7 protein-coding genes are annotated in these 19,096 nt (G+C 70.7%); all 7 read left to right on the top strand.

The annotated features are described in order from the left end of the window. The first annotated feature begins 332 nt into the window (after positions 1-332). The 7 genes from ABZ717_RS02460 to ABZ717_RS02430 all read left to right on the top strand — a co-directional run bounded on the left by ABZ717_RS02460 (position 333) and on the right by ABZ717_RS02430 (position 19,003). Positions 333-2,912 carry an ATP-binding protein gene (locus tag ABZ717_RS02460; RefSeq protein ID WP_358504366.1) on the top strand — a complete coding sequence of 860 codons (2,580 nt, stop codon included), beginning with the start codon at positions 333-335 and terminating at the stop codon, positions 2,910-2,912. 97 nt (positions 2,913-3,009) lie between these two features. Beyond that, a complete protein-coding gene (locus tag ABZ717_RS02455; protein WP_067597160.1) occupies positions 3,010-3,435 on the top strand; it encodes a roadblock/LC7 domain-containing protein in 426 nt (141 codons plus the stop codon). A gap of 48 nt (positions 3,436-3,483) precedes the next feature. Then, entirely contained in the window at positions 3,484-3,843 is a 360-nt protein-coding gene (locus ABZ717_RS02450; protein ID WP_084392184.1) for a DUF742 domain-containing protein, read from the top strand. A gap of 22 nt (positions 3,844-3,865) precedes the next feature. Further along, complete coding sequence (locus ABZ717_RS02445) at positions 3,866-4,423, top strand: ATP/GTP-binding protein (RefSeq protein ID WP_067597162.1); 558 nt, start codon at positions 3,866-3,868, stop codon at positions 4,421-4,423. Positions 4,424-4,497: 74 nt separating this feature from the next. After that, positions 4,498-5,763 carry a styrene monooxygenase/indole monooxygenase family protein gene (locus tag ABZ717_RS02440; RefSeq protein WP_358504361.1) on the top strand — a complete coding sequence of 422 codons (1,266 nt, stop codon included), beginning with the start codon at positions 4,498-4,500 and terminating at the stop codon, positions 5,761-5,763. Between the two features lie 429 nt (positions 5,764-6,192). Then, the gene (locus ABZ717_RS02435; RefSeq protein WP_358504358.1) at positions 6,193-14,220 is read left to right on the top strand and encodes an SDR family NAD(P)-dependent oxidoreductase; all 8,028 of its coding nucleotides are present in this window, start codon (positions 6,193-6,195) and stop codon (positions 14,218-14,220) included. 58 nt (positions 14,221-14,278) lie between these two features. Beyond that, positions 14,279-19,003: a type I polyketide synthase gene (locus ABZ717_RS02430; RefSeq protein WP_358504553.1), complete on the top strand. Its 4,725-nt coding sequence runs from the start codon at positions 14,279-14,281 to the stop codon at positions 19,001-19,003. Positions 19,004-19,096: the final 93 nt, after the last annotated feature.

Here is a 19,096-nt window from a genome sequence, read left to right as displayed (position 1 = left end):
TCTGGGGCTTTTCCACCCCTTCTCCGATTCTTCTGTCAAGCGGGGCGTCCTTTGTTAGTCTGACGAACCGAACGACGGTTCTCGGTGGAAGAACAGGAATTGTGTGGAACGTGGACACCTGTCCTCCGGATCGGGCGCACGTCGCCCGGGCCGGTGACGGGCCCGACCACAGGTTCCCTCGGCCCCGAAGGCCGTCGAGGCGTTCCCCCGGCGATCGGGGAACCTGTCCCGTCAGGTAACCGATCGAAGGCCCCGAAGTTTCATCCTCCCTGGTCGGGGCGGTGGTGCGGGGCCACCGCCGAGCCGCCCACCTGATTCGAGGAGACGAGATTGTGGCACAGGCGCAGTCACCGCAGGAACGCGATGACGACTCCCTGGCCAAGATGATGTCGACGGAGGGTGGGCGTGGAGCCAGGCGTGAAGGACGGTTCCGCCGGGCCATCTCCCGGATGGTCAAGTCCCAGGAACCCCCGTCACCGGAGACCGAGCTAGGAAATCCCGTGCATCAGCCCGTGCATCCGCACTCGCAAGAACCCGACGACCGCTCGTCGGCCGGCGAGGCCACACCCGTGACGGAGCCCCCCACCGGACCCTTCTCCGCGTCCGCCGAGAACGGTTACCGTCCCACTTCCAGGGTGAGCGTCCCCAACCCCTATACGACCAGGAACGTCGAGGTCGACGACGTCGACACCGGCGCTACCCCGGTCGGTCAGTGGCGCGGCGTCGGGCTCGACGAGCCCGAACTCCGCAGCCAGAACACTCCCGCCACCACGGACACCATGACCGACACCCCCACCCCGTCAGAGAACACGGAGCGGCCCCAGGCCCCTGTGTCCCCACCCGCCCCCGAGGCCGAGCACCGGCCCGAGCCGGGGCGGCACGTGGTCTCCGAGCCGTACAGAGCCGAGGGCCGCGGCGCGGAGCCACCGCGTCCGGAAGCGCCGCCGGAGACCCCGTGGCCGCAGGCCGAGCCCGCGGCGCCACAAGGACACTGGGCGCCCCCGCGATACGAGCAGGGCCCGCGGGCGCCCTACGAGTCGCAGCGCCCCTCGCCCACCCGACACCAGGGCCCGGAACAGGATTGGGACCGGGGCCCGGGTGGGCAGGACCCCTATGGCCCCGGCCCGCGAGGACAGCAGGGACCCCCGGCCCCGTACGACCACCGCGCACCGCGGGGTTACGGGGAAGGACAGGGGTACCCCGGGCCGTACGGTCACCAGGGCCCGCCCGCGTACCCCGGCCCCCAAGGACACCCCGACCACGGCCACCGAGGCGGATACGAGCCGAACTCGTACTACTACCAGCGGCCGCACCACGAAGGTCACCCCGCGGCTCCGCCCGCCGGGTACCCGCCGCAGCCGCCGATGCCGCAGCCCGCGCCGCACTACCAGGCCTACGCGCAGCCGATGCCGTACCAGAGCGCCTACCCGCTGCCCTACCAGCCGCCCGGCTACGTCCTGCCTGGGCAGCCGATGGTCTACCCGGGCCAGTTCGCGCCCTACGGCCAGATCAACCCCTACGGTCAGCCCGTCCAGCACGTCATCGTGCTCGCCGCCGGGCAGCAGCCACAGGTGATCACCGCCGAGTCGGCCGCCACGCTCTTCGCCGAGCGCGCCGAACCGACCCTCTCCTCGGAGGTGGGCCAGGACAAGGCGCTCACCCGAGCGGAGGAGGAGACGGGCGAGGAGACGACCCCGGAGCGGGAGCGGCCGAGCGCCGAGAACCCTGTCGAGCAGGAGACCGAGGCCCCCGAGCCCGAGGCCGGCGTCGTCCAGGACGAGGAGGCCGCGGCCAAGGCGGAGGTGGCCGAGGCCGTCTCCGAGGTCCTGCGCGACTCCAAGGACGACCTCCTCAACGAGGCGCTCGCCGGTCTGGCCATGCGCGACCTCTCCCTGGTCGACGCGCTGCTGGAGATGGTCGAGGAACTGGAGACCAGCGCCCAGGACCCCGACCTGCTCGACAAGCTCTTCCAGATCGACAACTTCGCGACCCGTATGCGGCGTAACGGAGAGAACTTCCTGGTGTTGACCGGGCATGACGGTGGCGAGTCCGACGCTCACGACGAGATCGTCCCGTTGCTGGACGTGGCCCGCGCCGCGACCTCGGAGATCAAGGACTACCCCAGGGTCACCCTCGGCAAGATCCCCCAGGCCTCCATCACCGGTCTGGCCGCCGACGACATCAGCCACCTCCTCGCGGAGCTGCTGGACAACGCCACGGCGAACTCGCCCGAGCACTCACAGGTGGTGATCAGCGCCCAGGAGTTGGACGACGGGCGCCTGATGATCGTCGTCGAGGACGAGGGCGTGGGCATCCCCGAGTCCCAGCTGGCCGAGCTCAACAACCGACTGGAGGGCGAACCGGTCCTCGACGACGAGGTGCCCCGGCACATGGGCCTGTACGTGGCCAGCCGCATCGCCCGCAAGCACGGTCTGGAGGCCCGCCTGGAGCCTCGCTCGTTCCGCGGGGTCAACGCCTACACGATCATCCCCCAGGGACTTCTGCGGATCGCCACCCCCCGGGTACCCGGGCAGGCCCGAACCTCGACGACACCGAGCGCGAGCGCCTCCGTGACACCGATCGGATCGACCGGCAACGGCAAGACCAACGGCACCAACGGTTCCCCCGGATCCAACGGAGCGCCCAAGCCGCCCACCGGCGGAAGCTCCGCCGTCACGGCGGCCGGTCTGCCCCGGCGCAGCGCCACCCCGCACGGTTCGCCGCTGCGGATGATGCCGCACCCCGGAGCGCTCTCGGACAACCCGCCGCCCGCCCCGAAGGGCAGGGAGGACACCCCGCCCAAGCTCACCGGTGAGGCCCGGGCGGAGCAGATCCGTGACGAGATCGGCGACTTCCTCGACGGGGAACGCGCCGCTCTCGAAGGCGAGGAGCTAGAGGGCGACCAGGAATGACGATCGACACGGCGACCCGTGCCCCATCGCGCGGTTCCGCCGTCTCCCAGACCCCCAGCGAATCAAGAAACTCGGCCGAGGCAGGTAGAGCACAAGCATGACTGAATCCACGAACGACAGCGTTGAGAACTTCTCGTGGCTCATCGACCGGTTCGTCCGGGACGTGCGCGGTGTCGAACACGCCGTGGTGGTCTCCTCCGACGGCCTGGTGCTGACCCACTCCAGTGACTTCCCCGAAGAGCACGCGGAACAGCTCGCGGCGATCTCCAGCGGCCTGCACAGCCTGGCGGTCGGTGGAGCCGGTCTGTTCCAGCGGGGTGAGTGCGAGCAGCTGCTCGTTCGCTTCAACCACGGCCACCTCTTCATCATGGCCATCAGTGACGGTTCCTGCATGGCGGTGCTGACCGCACCCGGTACGGAGCTGAAGATCGTCGGTTTCCAGATGGCCAAGCTCGTGGACAACGTCGCCCACGTGCTCACGCCGCAGCTGCGCTCGCAGTTGCGCGAAGTCATCCAGAACTGACGACGGCGTGTTCCGTAACGGTTCGGCAGGAATGAGGTTGCCTCGGCTATGAGCTTCCGAAGGCGAAGGAGTAACCGTGTCCGTCCGTTCACCTTCACGGGTGGGCGTACCCGGTCACGGCATCCGCTGATGGTGCAGACCCTGGTCTCGACGTCCGAGCCCGGGCAGGACCCTCCTGGCACCCTCATGCCGGAGTCGATCAACATCCACAAGCTGTGCCGGGAGACGCGGTCGCTCGCCGAGGTCTCGGCCGAGCTGAACATCCCTCTGGGCGTCACACAGGTGCTGGTCAGTGACCTGGCTGAGCAGGACCTGGTGTATATCCACCCGACCATCACCGGCAGCAGTCCATCGGAAAACCAGGTTCTGGAGAGGGCTCTTCGTGGTCTCGAACGACTTTTCCAGTGACAACAGGTCGAATCGCAAGAAGATGTCGAGCAAGATCGTCATCGCCGGTGGCTTCGGCGCCGGCAAGACGACCTTGGTTCGCTCGGTGTCGGAGATTCCACCGGTCACGACCGAAGCGATCATGACCGAGGCCAGCGTCGGACACGACGACACCTCGGTCACACCGGACAAGACGACCACCACCGTCGCGATGGACTTCGGTCGCATCACCATCGACGACGAGCTGGTCATGTACATGTTCGGTACACCGGGCCAGGCCCGGTTCTGGTTCATGTGGGACGATCTCGTCCGTGGCGCCGTCGGTGCCGTGGTCGTGGTCGACTGCCGAAGGCTCGCGGACTCCTTCGACGCCGTCGACTACTTCGAGACGAACAAGCGCATCCCCTACATCGTGGCGCTGAACAAGTTCGAGGGTCGTCTCGACTACACCTCGGATCAGGTCCGTGAGGCCCTGGAGGTCAGCCCGGAGGTGCCCATCATCGACTTCGACGCCCGGCACCGGATGTCCGGCGGCGACGTACTCAAGACCCTGTTGCGGTACGCGCTGGAGCACAAACGAACGAGCGAGCCCGTCGCCTGACGGGTGGGGGCCGCTCGGACTCGTGGTCGACCCTTCCCACAGCCCCGTAGATTCCCAGGAAAGTTAGCGACACAATGCGCAAGATCCTTATCGTCGGCGCCGGCCACGCCGGCCTGCACTTGGCCCACGGTCTCTTGACCCATGGCTACGACGTCACGGTGATCACGGGGCAGTCCTCGACGGAGATCCGGACGGGACGGCCGTCCGTCACGCAGTTCACCTTCCCCACCGCTCTGGAGTACGAGCGTAAGTACGAGCTGGATCTGTGGAGTGCGCTCAGCCCTCAGATCCGACAGCAGCGAATCCACCTCTACCCCGGCGCCGACCGTTCGCGTCTCTCCCTGAAGGGGCGAACCGGCAAGGCCAACGACTACATGGTGGCGGTGGACCGTCGTGTCAAGATGGCCGACTGGCTGGAGTTCTTCGAGGACCGTGGGGGCAAGGTCGTCATCCACGGCGTCACCGTCACCGACCTCGACTACTTCTCCCGGATGTTCGACCTGATCATCGTCGCCGTCGGTCACGGAGAACTCGGTCAGCTCTTCGACTACGACGAGAGCCGCTTCAGCGGAGCCCGACCCCGGTCCATCGCACAGGCGCAGATCTATGACGTCTGGCCCAGCGCCGAGGACGACGACAACGTCGGCTGGGCCTGCTCCGCCCAAGATGCGGGGAACACCATCTTCATCCCCATGCTGAGCCAGGAGGGTCCCTGCCACAACCTGCTCATGGTGGACAAACGTGGCGGTCCCATGGACGCCTGGCCGGACAGGCCGGGGCCCGAAGAGCAGTTGCGTCGCATGAAGGACCTGCTTCGTCAGTACTCCCCTGAGTACTACGAGCGGGTCAGGGACGCGGAACTGGTCGACGGTGGCCGCAGCACCCTGATCGAGGACCTGACCCCACAGGTGCGCAACCCGGTCGGCACTCTGCCATCCGGGGGAAAGGTCCTGGGTATGGCCGATGTCGTCGTCACCATGGACCCCTACGTGGGGCAGAGCTGGAATAATTCCACGCGCTGCGCGAAGGCCTACCTTGAGGCCATCATGGAACACGGTGATCGCCGGTTCGACGAAGAGTTCCTGGTGGGGGCGTTCGACAGGTTCTGGGAATTCGGTCTTCACAACCAGATGTGGTCTGAGATGAATTCCACGGTGTGGGATCAGGGCGATCTTCCCGCCCACTTCTACGAGCTGGTCGAGGCGGCTTCGGTGCACACGGAGGTGGCCGACCGGTGGATTCAGGGTTGGGACTATCCGCCTGACTACGCCAATTGGCTCCTGGACCCGGAAGAGTCCATGAAGTACGTCGCCGAGGTTCGGGCGCGTAGCGGGGTGTGACCAGAACCGAGCGTGTCTCGTAGTGCCCGATGTCCACGGACATCGGGCATTTCCTTTTGGTAACGGTTTCGCGAAATTATCAGTTGTGCCAGGGTCTGAATGCTCGCAGTGGATTGACCGAAAACTAGTGTTCCGTTGTCTTCTGTCCTGAATCGCGGATAGCATCCACTCTGCGGACGGCTTGAAACCACGGGTGGGGAACGTGTGGTTGAAGTGTTGATCGAGCCGTGTGCGGCTTGATTATCCCCGTGGTCGATTTCCGGAGAGTTCTCGGTTTCGGTCGCGGGGTCTCGTGTTCGTCGGACCCACCCTGAACTGCGCATAAAGGGCAGTGCGCGTGCACCTTCACGAGACTTTCAAGCCGAGCCGTGACTCCCTCGGGCCAGGACCCGCCCGGGTGGGGACGTCGAGTTCGACCGGAGGAACGCGATGACCAGGGATCCTCGAAGCGGTGCGGCCCCCCGCTCACCCATCGCGGTGGTGGGGCTGGCCTGCCGGCTGCCAGGCGCCTCGACACCGGAGGCCCTCTGGCGGTTGTTGTGCGAGGGGCGGGAGGCCATCTCACCGCCGCCCGAACGTCTCGGTTGGACCTCCGCCGAACGGGACCACCGCTGGGGCGGCTACCTGGATCGTGCCGAGGACTTCGACGCGGCCTTCTTCGGTGTCTCCCCGCGCGAGGCCGTGGCCATGGACCCCCAGCAGCGGCTGATGCTCGAACTGAGCTGGGAGGCCGTCGAGAACGCGCGTACCGCGCCCGACAGTCTGCACGGCACCAGGACCGGGGTCTTCACCGGTGCCATCTCCTCGGACTACTCCCTCCTGCTTCGGGACGAGCCCGCCTCGCACCACAGCCTGACCGGTGGTCAGCGCGGCATGATCGCCAACCGCGTCTCCTACACGCTCGGCCTTCGTGGGCCCAGCATGACCGTGGACAGCGGGCAGTCCTCCTCCCTGGTCAGCGTGCACACGGCGATGGAGAGCCTGCGCAGCGGAGAGTGCGAGATCGCGCTGGCCGGCGGCGTCAACCTCATCCTCCTGCCCGGAAGCACCGATGACGTGGAGCTGTTCGGCGGTCTGTCGCCGGACGCCCACTGCTACACCTTCGACTCGCGCGCCAACGGTTACGTCCGAGGCGAGGGCGGGGCCGTGGTCGTCCTCAAACCGCTCGATCGCGCGCTGGCGGACGGTGACCACGTCCACGCCGTTCTCTCCGGCGGAGCGGTCAACAACTCCGGCCCCATCTCCTACCTGGCCCGGCCCGAACCCGAAGGTCAGGTGGAGGTCCTGCGCGCCGCCCACCGCCGGGCCGGGATCGACCCCGCGCACGTGGGGTACGTGGAGTTGCACGGCACGGGCACCCCGGCCGGCGATCCGGTCGAGGCCGCCGCGCTCGGCGAGGTCTTCACCAAGCGTTCCAGCGCCCTGCGAGTGGGCTCGGTCAAGACCAACGTGGGACACCTGGAGGGCGCCGCCGGAATCGTCGGCCTGATCAAGGTCGTGCTCAGCCTCTCCCACGGCCTGTTGCCGCCCACCCGGAACTTCGACGCGCCCAACCCGGGGATCGACCTGGAGGGTCTGGGGCTGGCCCCGCAGACCGTTCGGGAACCCTGGCCCACGGAGACCCCTCTGGCCGGGGTGTCCTCCTTCGGCATGGGCGGGACCAACTGCCACCTCGTCCTGGCCCCGCCGCCTCGACGCACACCCGAGGCCTCCGGCCAGGTACCGGGGGAGGGCGCTCTCGACCCCGTGCCCTGGATCCTCTCGGCCCGCTCCGAGGCGGCCCTTCGCGCCCAGGCCTCGGTATTGCACTCCTTCGTGTCCAAGCGGCCCGGTCTGCGCCCCGAGGACGTGGGTTTCTCGCTGGCGACCACCCGCACGGTCATGGAGCACCGCGCGGTCATCCTCGCCCCGGGCGGCAATGGAACACGTGACCTGGAGTCGATCCGTCCCTCCGGTGCGCCGGTGGGCGAACGCGATGGTCGCGGCCCCGTCCTGGTCTTCCCGGGACAGGGCGGCCAGTGGGCGGGCATGGTCCGTCCGCTCCTGGACGGCGACGGTCGACTCGCCCGGACCTTCGGTCGGCGACTGCGTGAGTGCGAGCGGGCTCTTGACCCCTACGTCGACTGGTCCCTCACCCGGGTGCTTCGCGGGGAGCCGGGGGCGCCCCGTTACGTCGGCCCCGGAGCCCGCGTGGACGTCGTCCAGCCGGTCCTGTGGGCGGTCATGGTGGCGCTGGCCCGGGTCTGGGAGACCTTGGGGGTACGTCCCACCGCCGTGATCGGTCACTCCCAGGGCGAGATCGCCGCGGCCCACGTGGCGGGTGTGTTGACCTTGGAGGACGCCGCCAAGGTGGTGGCGCTGCGCAGTCGGGCGCTGACCGCCCTCGGTGGCAGTGGGGCCATGGCCTCCCTCGGGCTCTCCCCGGAACAGACCCAGGAGCTCATCGGCTCGCTGGACGACCTCCACCTGGCGGCGGTCAACGGGCCCGAGTCCGTGGTGGTCTCGGGCGATCCCGCCTCGGTGCGCGCCGCCGTGGACCACTGCGTGGACGACGGTGTGCACGCCGCCCTGGTGGACGTCGACTACGCCTCGCACTCCGCGCACGTCGAACGGGTCCGGGAGACCCTGCTCGAACAGTTGGACGGCGTCACGCCGCGTCCGGCCCGGATACCGGTCCTGTCGACGCTGACCGGGAGCGAGCTGCGCCAGGACGGGCCGGCCATGGACGGTCGGTACTGGTACCTGGGGTTGCGCAATCCGGTCCGCTTCGCCGACGCGGTGACCGAGGCGGTGGCCGGCGGACACGACACCTTCGTCGAGGTCGGCCCGCACCCCGTCCTCGCCCACGGAATCGAACGTGTGTTGGCGTCCGGTGAGACGCGCGGTGCGGTGTTGGAGACCCTGCGGCGCGACCACGGAGACGAGGCCCAGCTGCTGACCGCGGCGGCCCAGGCCTTCACCGCCGGACTGGACGTGAACTGGGGGAATCTCTTCAGGGGTTCGGGCGCGCACCGCGTCGACCTGCCCACCTACCCCTTCCAACGCACCCGTCACTGGCCCGAGCTCACCCCGGTCGCACCGATGACCGTGGCGCCGGAGGTCACGCCCGAACCCGCCGACGAGTCGGCCACCCCCGGGGGCGGAGGCGCTTCCGGGCTGGTGGCGTCCCTGAGCGCCCAGGTGTTGGAACTGGACGAACTGGACCCCGCGGACGAACGGCGGGCCTTCCGCGACCTCGGCTTCGACTCCATCATGCTGCTGGAACTGGCCGACCTCATCGAGGACGAGACCGGTGTCCGCCTGGAGGACTCCGTCCTCTTCGAACTCCCCACCCCGGCCGCGCTCGCGGGACACGTCGCCGAGGAACTGGGCCAGGAACCGCCCGACCGGGAGCGGGAGAAGGCCGCGCCGCGCCGTGCGGCCCCCGCCGAGACCACGCCGGTGGGAGCGGCCGACGACGACCCGATCGCCATCACCGCGATGGCCTGTCGCCTGCCCGGCGGGGTGAGCTCCCCGGAACAGTTGTGGCGGTTGCTGGAGGAGGGGACCGACGCCATCGGGGCCTTCCCCGAGAACCGCGGCTGGGACCTGGACTCGCTCTACGACCCGGAACCCGGCACCCCCGGGCGCACCTACACGCGCAACGGCGGATTCCTCTACGACGCCGACCTCTTCGACGCCGACTTCTTCGGCATCAGCCCTCGTGAGGCCGACGCCATGGACCCCCAACAGCGGTTGCTGTTGGAGACCTCCTGGGAGGCGATCCAGCGGGCCGGCCTGGACACCGAGGAACTGCGCGGCCGGCAGGTGGGCGTGTTCGTCGGGGCGATGCCCGGTGAGTACGGTGCGCGGCTGGCCGATCCGGCCGGTGACGCCGACGGCGGGTACCGGCTGACCGGAAGCACGCTGAGTGTGGCCTCCGGACGTATCGCCTACGTGCTCGGTCTCAACGGCCCCGCGTTGACCATCGACACCGCCTGCTCCGGTTCGCTGGTGGCCCTGCACCAGGCCGCCGCCGCCCTGCGCCGGGGCGAGTGCTCCATGGCGCTGGCCGGTGGTGCGACCGTCATGGCCACCCCCGGGATGTTCCTGGAGTTCTCCGCCCAGCGCGGCCTGTCCGCGGACGGACGCTGCCGTGCCTTCGGCGCGGGCGCCGAGGGCACCGCGTGGGCGGAGGGAGCGGGGATGCTCCTGCTCGAACGGGCCTCGCAGGCGCGCCGCAACGGTCGTCCCGTGTTGGCCTTGCTGCGTGGCAGCGCCGTGAACTCCGACGGGGCCTCCAACGGTCTGACGGCCCCCAATCCGGAGGCCCAGGAGAGGGTGATCCGTCAGGCCCTGTCCGCAGCCGGACTCGCCCCCGGCGAGGTCGACGCGGTCGAGGCGCACGGCACCGGGACCCGGCTGGGCGACCCGATCGAGGCCCGTGCCCTGATGTCGGTCTACGGCCGGGATCGGGAGCACGACCTGCTGCTCGGCTCCCTCAAGTCCAACATCGGCCACGCCCAGGCCGCGGCGGGGGTGGCGGGCGTGATCAAGACCGTGGAGGCGCTGCGCCACGGTCGCCTGCCACGGACACTGCACGTGGACGAACCCACTGACCGGGTCGAGTGGCGGGGCAGTGGTGTGCGTCTGCTGTCCGAGGAGACCCCTTGGCCCGACACCGGACGGCCCCGGCGGGCCGCGGTGTCCTCCTTCGGGATCAGCGGTACCAACGCGCACGTGCTGTTGGAGGGGGTGGCCGACGAGGTCGCCCCGGTCACCGTGCCGGATGATCCCTTCCAGCGTTCCCGCCACTGGCTTTCGCCGAGTGCGCCCGAGGTCGGTGCGGAGGAGGTGGCGACCCCGCTGCTGGACGACGGACTCTCCCTGGCCGACGGGGGAGCGGTGTTCCACGGCCGGATCTCCGTCGCCCGACAGCCCTGGGCCGCCGACCACCGGGTCCTGGGCCGGGTGATGGTGCCCGGCACCGCGATCGTGGACCTGGTCGCCCGAGCGGGAGCGCGCGTCGGTGCCGACGTCGTCACGGACCTGGTGTTGGAGGCGCCCCTGACACTGGGGCGTGAGGGGACGGCGGAGCTACAGGTCCTCGTCGCCGCCCAGGACGGGCGAGGGCACCGTGAGGTCAACGTGTACGCGCGAGGTGGGGCGACCATGGACCAGCCCTGGATCCGTTACGCCTCCGGTGCCGTCGCCGGCGTGCGGACCCCCGCGGGCACCCCCGAGAACACGGAACCGGGTTCGACCGTCCCGCCCACCTCCGGTACCGAGCGGATCCCGGTCGACTACGCCGACCTGAGCGTTCGGGGTTACGGATACGGTCCGGCGTTCCGCGGACTGAAGTCGGTGCGCGAATACGCGGACGAACTCTTCGTCGAGGTCGAACTGCCGGAGCGGGTCGCCACGGACGAGACGTTCCACGCGCTTCACCCGGCCCTGATGGACGCCGTCCTCCACGCGGTGCTACCGGGAGGCGGCGGAGAGGGCCACCACGGACCCGTGGTGCCCTTCGCCTGGAGCGGCATTCGGCTGAGCGCCGTCGAGGGAGGGGAGATGCCCCGCACGCTGAGGGCACGGCTCTCCCCGTTGGGCGGGGACCGCTACCGGCTCCTGGCCACCGACGCCGGGGGCGAAACGCTCTGGTCCGTCGATGAACTGACCCTGAGGCCCTTGGGCCGGGACGCTCTGCCCGAACCGGAACCGGGCGAACTTCCCGAACTGTACGAGCTCCACTGGGAGAGGGTCGAACCTCCGGAACCCCGGGTCGAGGAGACCGGTACCCTTCCCGCCCTGGCGGACCTGGATCCCGAGGCGCCGGTGCCCGCGCTGGTCTGCGCCGAGCTGCCCGCCTCCGTGGTCTACGCCGAGGGCGACACCCTGCCCGACGCGGTACGGCAGGGGCTGGAGTCGGCCCTGGAATCGGTCCGCGCGTGGCTGGCGGACGAGCGTACGGCCGACTCTCGGCTGGCCCTGATCACCTGGCGCGCGGTCGCCGTCGAAACCGGGGAACCGCTCCCCGGGCTCGCCGCCGGTCCGGTCTGGGGACTGTTCCGCGCGGCCCAGCGCGAACATCCCGGCCGCTTGGTGCTGTTGGACTCCGACGGTGCCGAGGAGTCCCACGCGGTCCTGCCCGCGGCGCTCGAACTCGACGAACCACAGATCGCCCTGCGTTCGGGCACCGTCCTGGTCCCACGTCTGCGGAGGCCCTCGACCGAGGCGACGGACCTGGTGGTGCCCTCCACCCGGGTGTGGCGGATGGACACTCGACACCCCGGTTCCCTGGATTCGGTGGAAGCACTGCCCGCACCGGAGGCCCGTGACACGCCGGCTCCGCGCGAGGTCCGGGTCTCCGTTCGGGCCGCCGGCGTCAACTTCCGGGACGTCGTGGTCGCGCTGGGCCTGGTCGAGGGCGAGACCGGGATCGGCATCGAGGGTGCGGGAATCGTCCTGGAGACGGGCTCCGAGGTGACGGACCTGGCCCCCGGTGACCGGGTGGCGGGGATGTTCGATGGTGCCTTCGGCCCCTTCGCCGTGGCGGACCGGGCACGTCTGGCCCGCATGCCCGAGGGTTGGACCTTCGAGCAGGCGGCCTCGGTGCCGGTGGCCTTCCTGAGCGCCTACCACGGCCTGGTGGACCTGGCCGCGGTACGCCCCGGTGAGAGCGTGCTCGTGCACGCGGCGGCCGGGGGAGTGGGTACCGCCGCCGTCCAACTCGCCCAGCACATGGGCGCCAAGGTGTTCGGCACCGCCAGCCCGCACAAGTGGCCCGGACTGGCCGCCTATGGCCTCCCGATGGAACGGCTGGCCTCGTCCCGCACGCTGGAGTTCGAGGGCCGGTTGAGGGAAGCCAACGACGGCCGAGGCATCGACGTGGTCCTCAACTCACTTTCCGGCGAGTTCGTGGACGCCTCACTGCGCCTCCTGCGCTCGCCCGGCGACGGCGCGGGACCGGGCGGCCGGTTCGTGGAGATGGGCAAGACCGACATCCGTGACGTCGACGAGGTGGCCGCCGACCATCCGGGCCGTACCTACGAGGCCTTCAGCCTGCCGGACGTGGATCCCGAACGGATCGGCCGGATGCTCGTGCGGGTGATGGAGCTGTTCGAGGAGGGGGCCCTGCGTCCCCTGCCCACCACCGTGTACGAGGTCGGAGAGGTCCAGGAGGCCTTCCGCGCGCTCCAGCGCGGCGAGACCGTCGGCAAGGTGGTCCTCAAGATCCCCGCACCCTTCCCCCAGGAGGGCACGACCCTGATCACCGGTGGCACCGGCGGGCTCGGCCACCGTCTGGCGCACCACCTGGTCACCGCCTACGGCGTTCGGAACCTGTTGCTGCTCGGCCGTCGCGGCGCGGACACCCCCGGACAGGCGGAGCGGACCGCCCAGCTGGAGGCGTTCGGCGCCCAGGTGGAGGTCGTCGCCTGTGACGCGGCCGACCGCGAGGAACTGCGGAGTGTCCTGGCGGCGGTGCCGCAGGACCGTCCGCTGCGCGCGGTGGTCCACGCCGCGGGAACCCTCGACGACGCCACCGTCGCCTCCCTGACCCCGGAGCAATTGCACACCGTCCTTCGCCCCAAGGTCGACGCCGCGTGGAACCTGCACGAACTCACCGACGACCTGTCGTCCTTCGTCCTGTTCTCCTCGGCGGTGGGTGTCCTGGGCAACCCCGGGCAGGCGAACTACGCGGCGGCCAACTCCTTCTGTGACGCGTTGGCACACCTGCGGCGCGGGGACGGCCTTCCCGCCGTCTCGCTGTCGTGGGGGCTGTGGGCCGGTGGCGGTGGTATGACCGGCCACCTGGAGGAGTCCGACCTGGACGTGCTCGGCCGGAGCGGTCTGTTGCCGATGCGGCCCGACGCGGCGCTCGACCTGTTCGACACCGTGCTCTCCCGGAACCCGGTCCACGCGGTCCCCGCGTGGCTCACCCCGGCCACCGGAGTCAGTGTGCTCCGAGGGCTCCTGCCCGAACCCGGCGCGGAGCGTGCCTTGCCCGCCACACCCACCGCCTCCGGTTCCACCGGTGGCGCGGGGGACACGGGTGATCCGGCCGCGCGCTTCGCCGCCATGGACGAGGACGAGCGGTCCCGTGCCCTGTTGGCGGAGGTCCGCGCGCACACCGCCGTGGTCCTGGGACACCGGGCCGGTTCGGCGTCCAAGGTGGACCCCGACCGCCCCTTCACCGAACAGGGCACGGACTCGCTGACCAGCGTGGAGCTGCGCAACCGGCTCAGCAGCGCCATCGGGGTGCGGATCCCGGCCACCGCCGTCTTCGACCACCCCACCCCCCGGGCGCTGGCACGGTTGCTCGACGGTCTCCTGGCTCGGGAACCCGAGGCCGCGACCGAGCGCGTGGGCCGACACCGGACCGACACACCTCGTACGGAGACCGGCGACGAGGACGACATCGACGAGATGGGCGTCGACGAACTGGTGGACCTCGCCCTGCGGGGCCCGAGCGTTTGACGAGGAGCTTGAGTTGAGCAGCGAAAGCGAACGCCTGGTCGCGGCGCTCCGGAACACGATGAAGGAGAACTCCCGGCTCCGCGCCGAGCTGGAGAGTGAACCCGAACCGATCGCGATCGTGGGAACGGGATGCCGGCTGCCGGGTGGTGTGGACACCCCCGAACAGTTGTGGGAGATGGTCTTCGAGGGACGGGAGGCGGTCGGTCCCCTCCCCGACGACCGTGGATGGGACCTGACGGGACTCCTGGCCCAGGGGGAGAACGGCCGACTCGTCGACATGGACCGGGGATCCTTCCTACGGGACGTCTTCGACTTCGACCCGGCCTTCTTCGGTATCTCGCCCCGTGAGGCCGAGGCGATGGAACCCCAACAGCGCCTCCTGCTCGAACTGGCCTGGGAGACGCTCGAACGGGCGGGGATCGCCCCGACCTCCCTGGCCGGCAGTGAGACCGGTGTCTACGTCGGGCTCGTCCAACAGGAGTACGGGCCGCCGGTGCACCGGAGCACGGCGGACGGCGTCACCCTCACGGGGGTGTCGTCGAGCGTCGCCTCCGGCCGTATCTCCTACTGCCTGGGACTGACCGGCCCCGCGCTGACGGTGGACACCGCCTGTTCCTCCTCGTTGGTCTCCATGCTCCTGGCCGTGCGCGCCCTTCGTGGGGGCGAGTGCTCACTGGCCCTGGCCGGTGGCGCCACGGTCATGTCGACCCCCGGAACCCTCACCGAGTTCACCCGCCTGCGCGGGGTGGCCCCCGACGGGCGCTCCAAGGCCTTCGGTCGGGACGCCGACGGAGCCGCCTTCTCGGAGGGGGCGGGGATGGTGGTGCTGGAACGCCTGTCCGACGCCCGACGCAACGGTCACCGCGTCCTGGCGGTCGTTCGGGGCGGCGCGGTCAACCAGGACGGGGCCTCCAACGGGCTCACCGCCCCCAACGGCCCCTCCCAGACCCGGGTGATCGGCCGGGCGCTCGCCGACGCCGGGCTGACCCCCGCCGACGTCGACCTGGTGGAGGCCCACGGCACCGGGACCACCCTGGGCGACCCCATCGAGGCTCAGGCGTTGATCGACGCCTACGGCCGGGGACGTTCCGAGGACCATCCGCTCTGGTTGGGTTCGCTCAAGTCCAACATCGGGCACCCGCAGGCCGCCGCCGGGGTGGCCGGGGTCGTCAAGACCGTAGAGGCCCTGCGGCACGGGATCATGCCGCCCACCCTGCACGCGGACGAACCCAGCACCTACGTGGACTGGGACGGAGGTGTCCGGCTGCTCCAGGAGACCCGTCCCTGGGCGGACACCGGCCGGCCGCGCAGGGCGGCGGTCTCCTCGTTCGGGATGAGCGGGACCAACGCCCACCTGATCCTGGAACAGGCTCCGGACGCCGACCCACGGGACGTCCCCGCGCGGCCGGTCTCGGTGGCGGGGGCCGCCGCATGGCCCCTGTCCGCACGCACCCCCGAGGCGCTCACCGCCCAGGCCGCGCGCCTGCGCGAACACGTCCAGGACCACCCCGACCTCCTTCCGTCCGATGTCGGGCACGCCCTGGCCACCACGCGCTCGGCCCTCGAACACCGGGCCGTGGTCGTGGGACGCGACCGTGACGAACTCCTGACCGCGCTGACCTCCCTGGAGGCGGGAACGCCGGGGGCCACCGTGGCCACCGGCCGGGCCCGCCCGGACCGCCGCCCCGTACTGGTCTTCCCCGGCCAGGGCGGCCAGTGGGAAGGCATGGCCGTCGAGCTTCTGGACGCCTCCGCCGAGTTCGCCCGGCACGTCGACGCCTGTGAACGGGCGCTGGAACCCCACGTCGGTTGGCGGCTCACCGACGTCCTTCGAGGCGTGCGGGGCGCACCCGCACTGGACCGCGTGGACGTGGTGCAGCCCGCGCTGTGGGCGGTCATGGTCTCCCTGGCCCGCCTGTGGATGGCGCACGGCCTGGTCCCGGCCGCCGTGGTGGGCCACTCACAGGGGGAGGTCGCCGCCGCGCACATCGCGGGTGCCCTCGGCCTGGAGGACGCCGCGAAGGTGGTGTCCCTGCGCAGCCGGGCCGTGCTCGAACTCGCCGGCACCGGGGCGATGGCCTCGGTGGCGAGCCCCGCCAAGGCCGTGCTCGACCGCCTCGGCCCCTGGGCGGGGCGGGTCCACGTGGCCACGGTCAACAGTCCTTCGAGCACCGTCATCGCCGGTGAACCCGACGCGGTGGCCCAGGTGGTCCAGGGGTGTGAGGCCGAAGGCGTCCGGGCCCGGATGATCGCCGTCGACTACGCGTCGCACACACCGTTCGTGGACGTCCTGCGGGATCGGATCCAGGGTGAACTGTCCGGGATCGTTCCGACCAGACCGCAGATCCCCCTGTACTCCACCCTGACCGGTGAACTCCTGGACGGACGACCGTTGGACGCCGCCCACTGGTTCCAGGGCCTGCGCGAACCCGTGCGTTTCGCCGAGGCCACCGAGGCCCTGATCACCGCCGGACACGACGTGTTCGTCGAGGTCGGACCGCACCCGGTGCTCACCCCGGCCGTTCAGGAGACAGCGGAGGTCGTCGGGGCCGACGACACGGTCGCGCTGGGAACCCTGCGCCGTGACGAGGGTGGCCCGGTCCGCTTCCTGACGGCCCTGGGACAGGCCCACGGCCACGGGGTCGACCTCGACTGGTCCCCACTGTTCGATGTGGACGCCGTCCCGGTGGACCTGCCCACCTACGCCTTCCAAAGACAGCGGTATTGGCGGCCGGGACCGGAGACGCGGGCCGAGGGGCGCTCCTTCGAGAACGCCGTCGGCGACGTCGAGGGCGGTCCCGCCGGCGGCTGGACCTACCGCGAGGAGTGGGTGACCGTTCCGGTGCCCGCCATCGCTTCGGCGAACCCATCGGCCACGGCCACCGACCGGGGCACCTGGCTGTTGGTCGGCTCCCGGAGCGGGCCGGCGATCCAGGGCTGCGTCGCGGCCCTGGAGGCGGACGGTCACGGCATCCGCGTCGTCGACCTCCCCCACGACGCCGGGCGGGATTCGGTGTCCGCACTGCTCGACACCGCCCGGGACGGGGCGGGGAACATCGCCGGCGTCCTGCTGACCACCGCCCTGGACACCGCCCCCGACGAGGTCCGGCCCCCGTCCACCGACCCCGCCCACAAGGACGCCCTTCTCACCCTCCAGGCCATGCTCGACACGGGGATCGACGCCCCGCTGTGGTGCCTGACCAGTGGCGCGGTCGACAGCGGAACCGGCGTGAACGATCCCGCCGCCGCGCTGCTGTGGGGCCTGGGCCGTGTCGCGGCCCAGGAGCACACCGACCATTGGGGCGGTCTGGTCGACCTCCCCGACCCCGACGACCCGGAGAGCGGAACCGTCCTGGCCGCGATCCTGACCGGCCGGGTCGCGGCGGGTGAGGACCAACTCGCGGTGCGCGGACCCGCCGTGCTGGCGCGACGACTCGCCAGAGCACCGCTCGGAGGGGACGGGGTCCGGGACTGGAAGCCGTCGGGCACGGTTCTGGTCACCGGCGGCACCGGAGGGCTCGGGGCGCACACCGCGCGCCGGCTCGCCGAACTGGGGGCCGAGCACCTCCTCCTGCTCAGCCGCCGCGGACCCCGGGCCCCCGGGGCCGAGGAACTGACGGCCGACCTCCGTGCGGCCGGGGCCCGGGTCACGCTCGTGGCCTGCGACGTCGGGGATCGCGCCGAACTCGCCCAAGCCCTCGCCGATGTTCCCGAGGACCTCCCGCTCACGGCCGTGTTCCACACCGCCGCCGAGTTGGACGACGGCGCCGTGGCCGACCTCGACCCGGTCGACATCGCCCGGGTCCTGCGGGCCAAGGCGGACGGAGCCGTGCATCTGCACGCGCTCACCAGAGGGCTGGACCTTTCGGCGTTCGTGTTGTTCTCGTCGGTGGGCGCCGTGTTCGGTGTGACCGGCCAGGGCAACTACGCCCCCGGCAACGTCTTCTGTGAATCCTTCGCCCACTACCGCCGCTCCCTGGGACTACCCGCCACGTCGATCGCGTGGGGTGCCTGGGAGGGTGCGGGGATGGCCGGTCGCGAGGCCGTGGCCGGGCTGTTGCGCCGACACGGCCTGCCGACCATGAAACCGGAACCGGCGCTGGAGGGGTTGCGGCGCGCCCTGGACCACGACCAGACGGCGTTGGCCGTCGCCGACGTCGACTGGCCGCGCTTCCGGGTGGCCTTCACCGCCAACCGGCCCAGCCCACTGATCGGCGACCTCCACCCGGCCGGGGTCATGGGGACCACCGCGTCCACCACCCCGCCCACGGAGGGAGCGACCCTGCGGGACCGACTCTCCGGAGCGGGGCGCGGCGAACGGGTCCGCGCGCTCACCGAGCACGTGTGCGAACACGTGGCGGCCATCCTCGGGTACCGGTCGGCGGACGACGTCCCGTCCGACCGGGGCCTGAAGGACCTCGGGATGGACTCGGTCACGGCGGTGGAACTGCGCAACCGGCTCTCCGCGCTCACCGGAGTCCGCCTGCCCTCCGCCGTCGCCTTCGACCACCCCACCTGTGAGGCGCTGGCCCGGCACGTCGAGGAACGCGTGTTCGGCAGCGCGGAACAGATCGTCCTGGAACGTCTCGACGGTCTCACCGCCGCCCTCGACGAGTACGAGGGCGAACGGGGAGCCCTGGTCGCCGAGCGACTCCGAGCCCTGTTGGGCCGACTGGATCCGGGGGCGTCGAACCGGCCGGAGTCCGGACCCGAGGGCTCCGACCTGGCCACGGCCTCCAAGGAAGAGCTCTTCGCGCTCATCGACGAGACCCTGGGCGACTGATCCCGGCCGACGCCGAGGACCAAGAACCGAACGACCACAGCCAAGACCTCGGCACCGTGCGCGGTGCCGCGAAGTGAAGCGGTGAGGCACGCC

The organism is Nocardiopsis sp. NPDC006832, assembly GCF_040635885.1.
Classification (GTDB): domain Bacteria; phylum Actinomycetota; class Actinomycetes; order Streptosporangiales; family Streptosporangiaceae; genus Nocardiopsis.
This window is presented reverse-complemented; position numbering and strand designations above follow the sequence as displayed.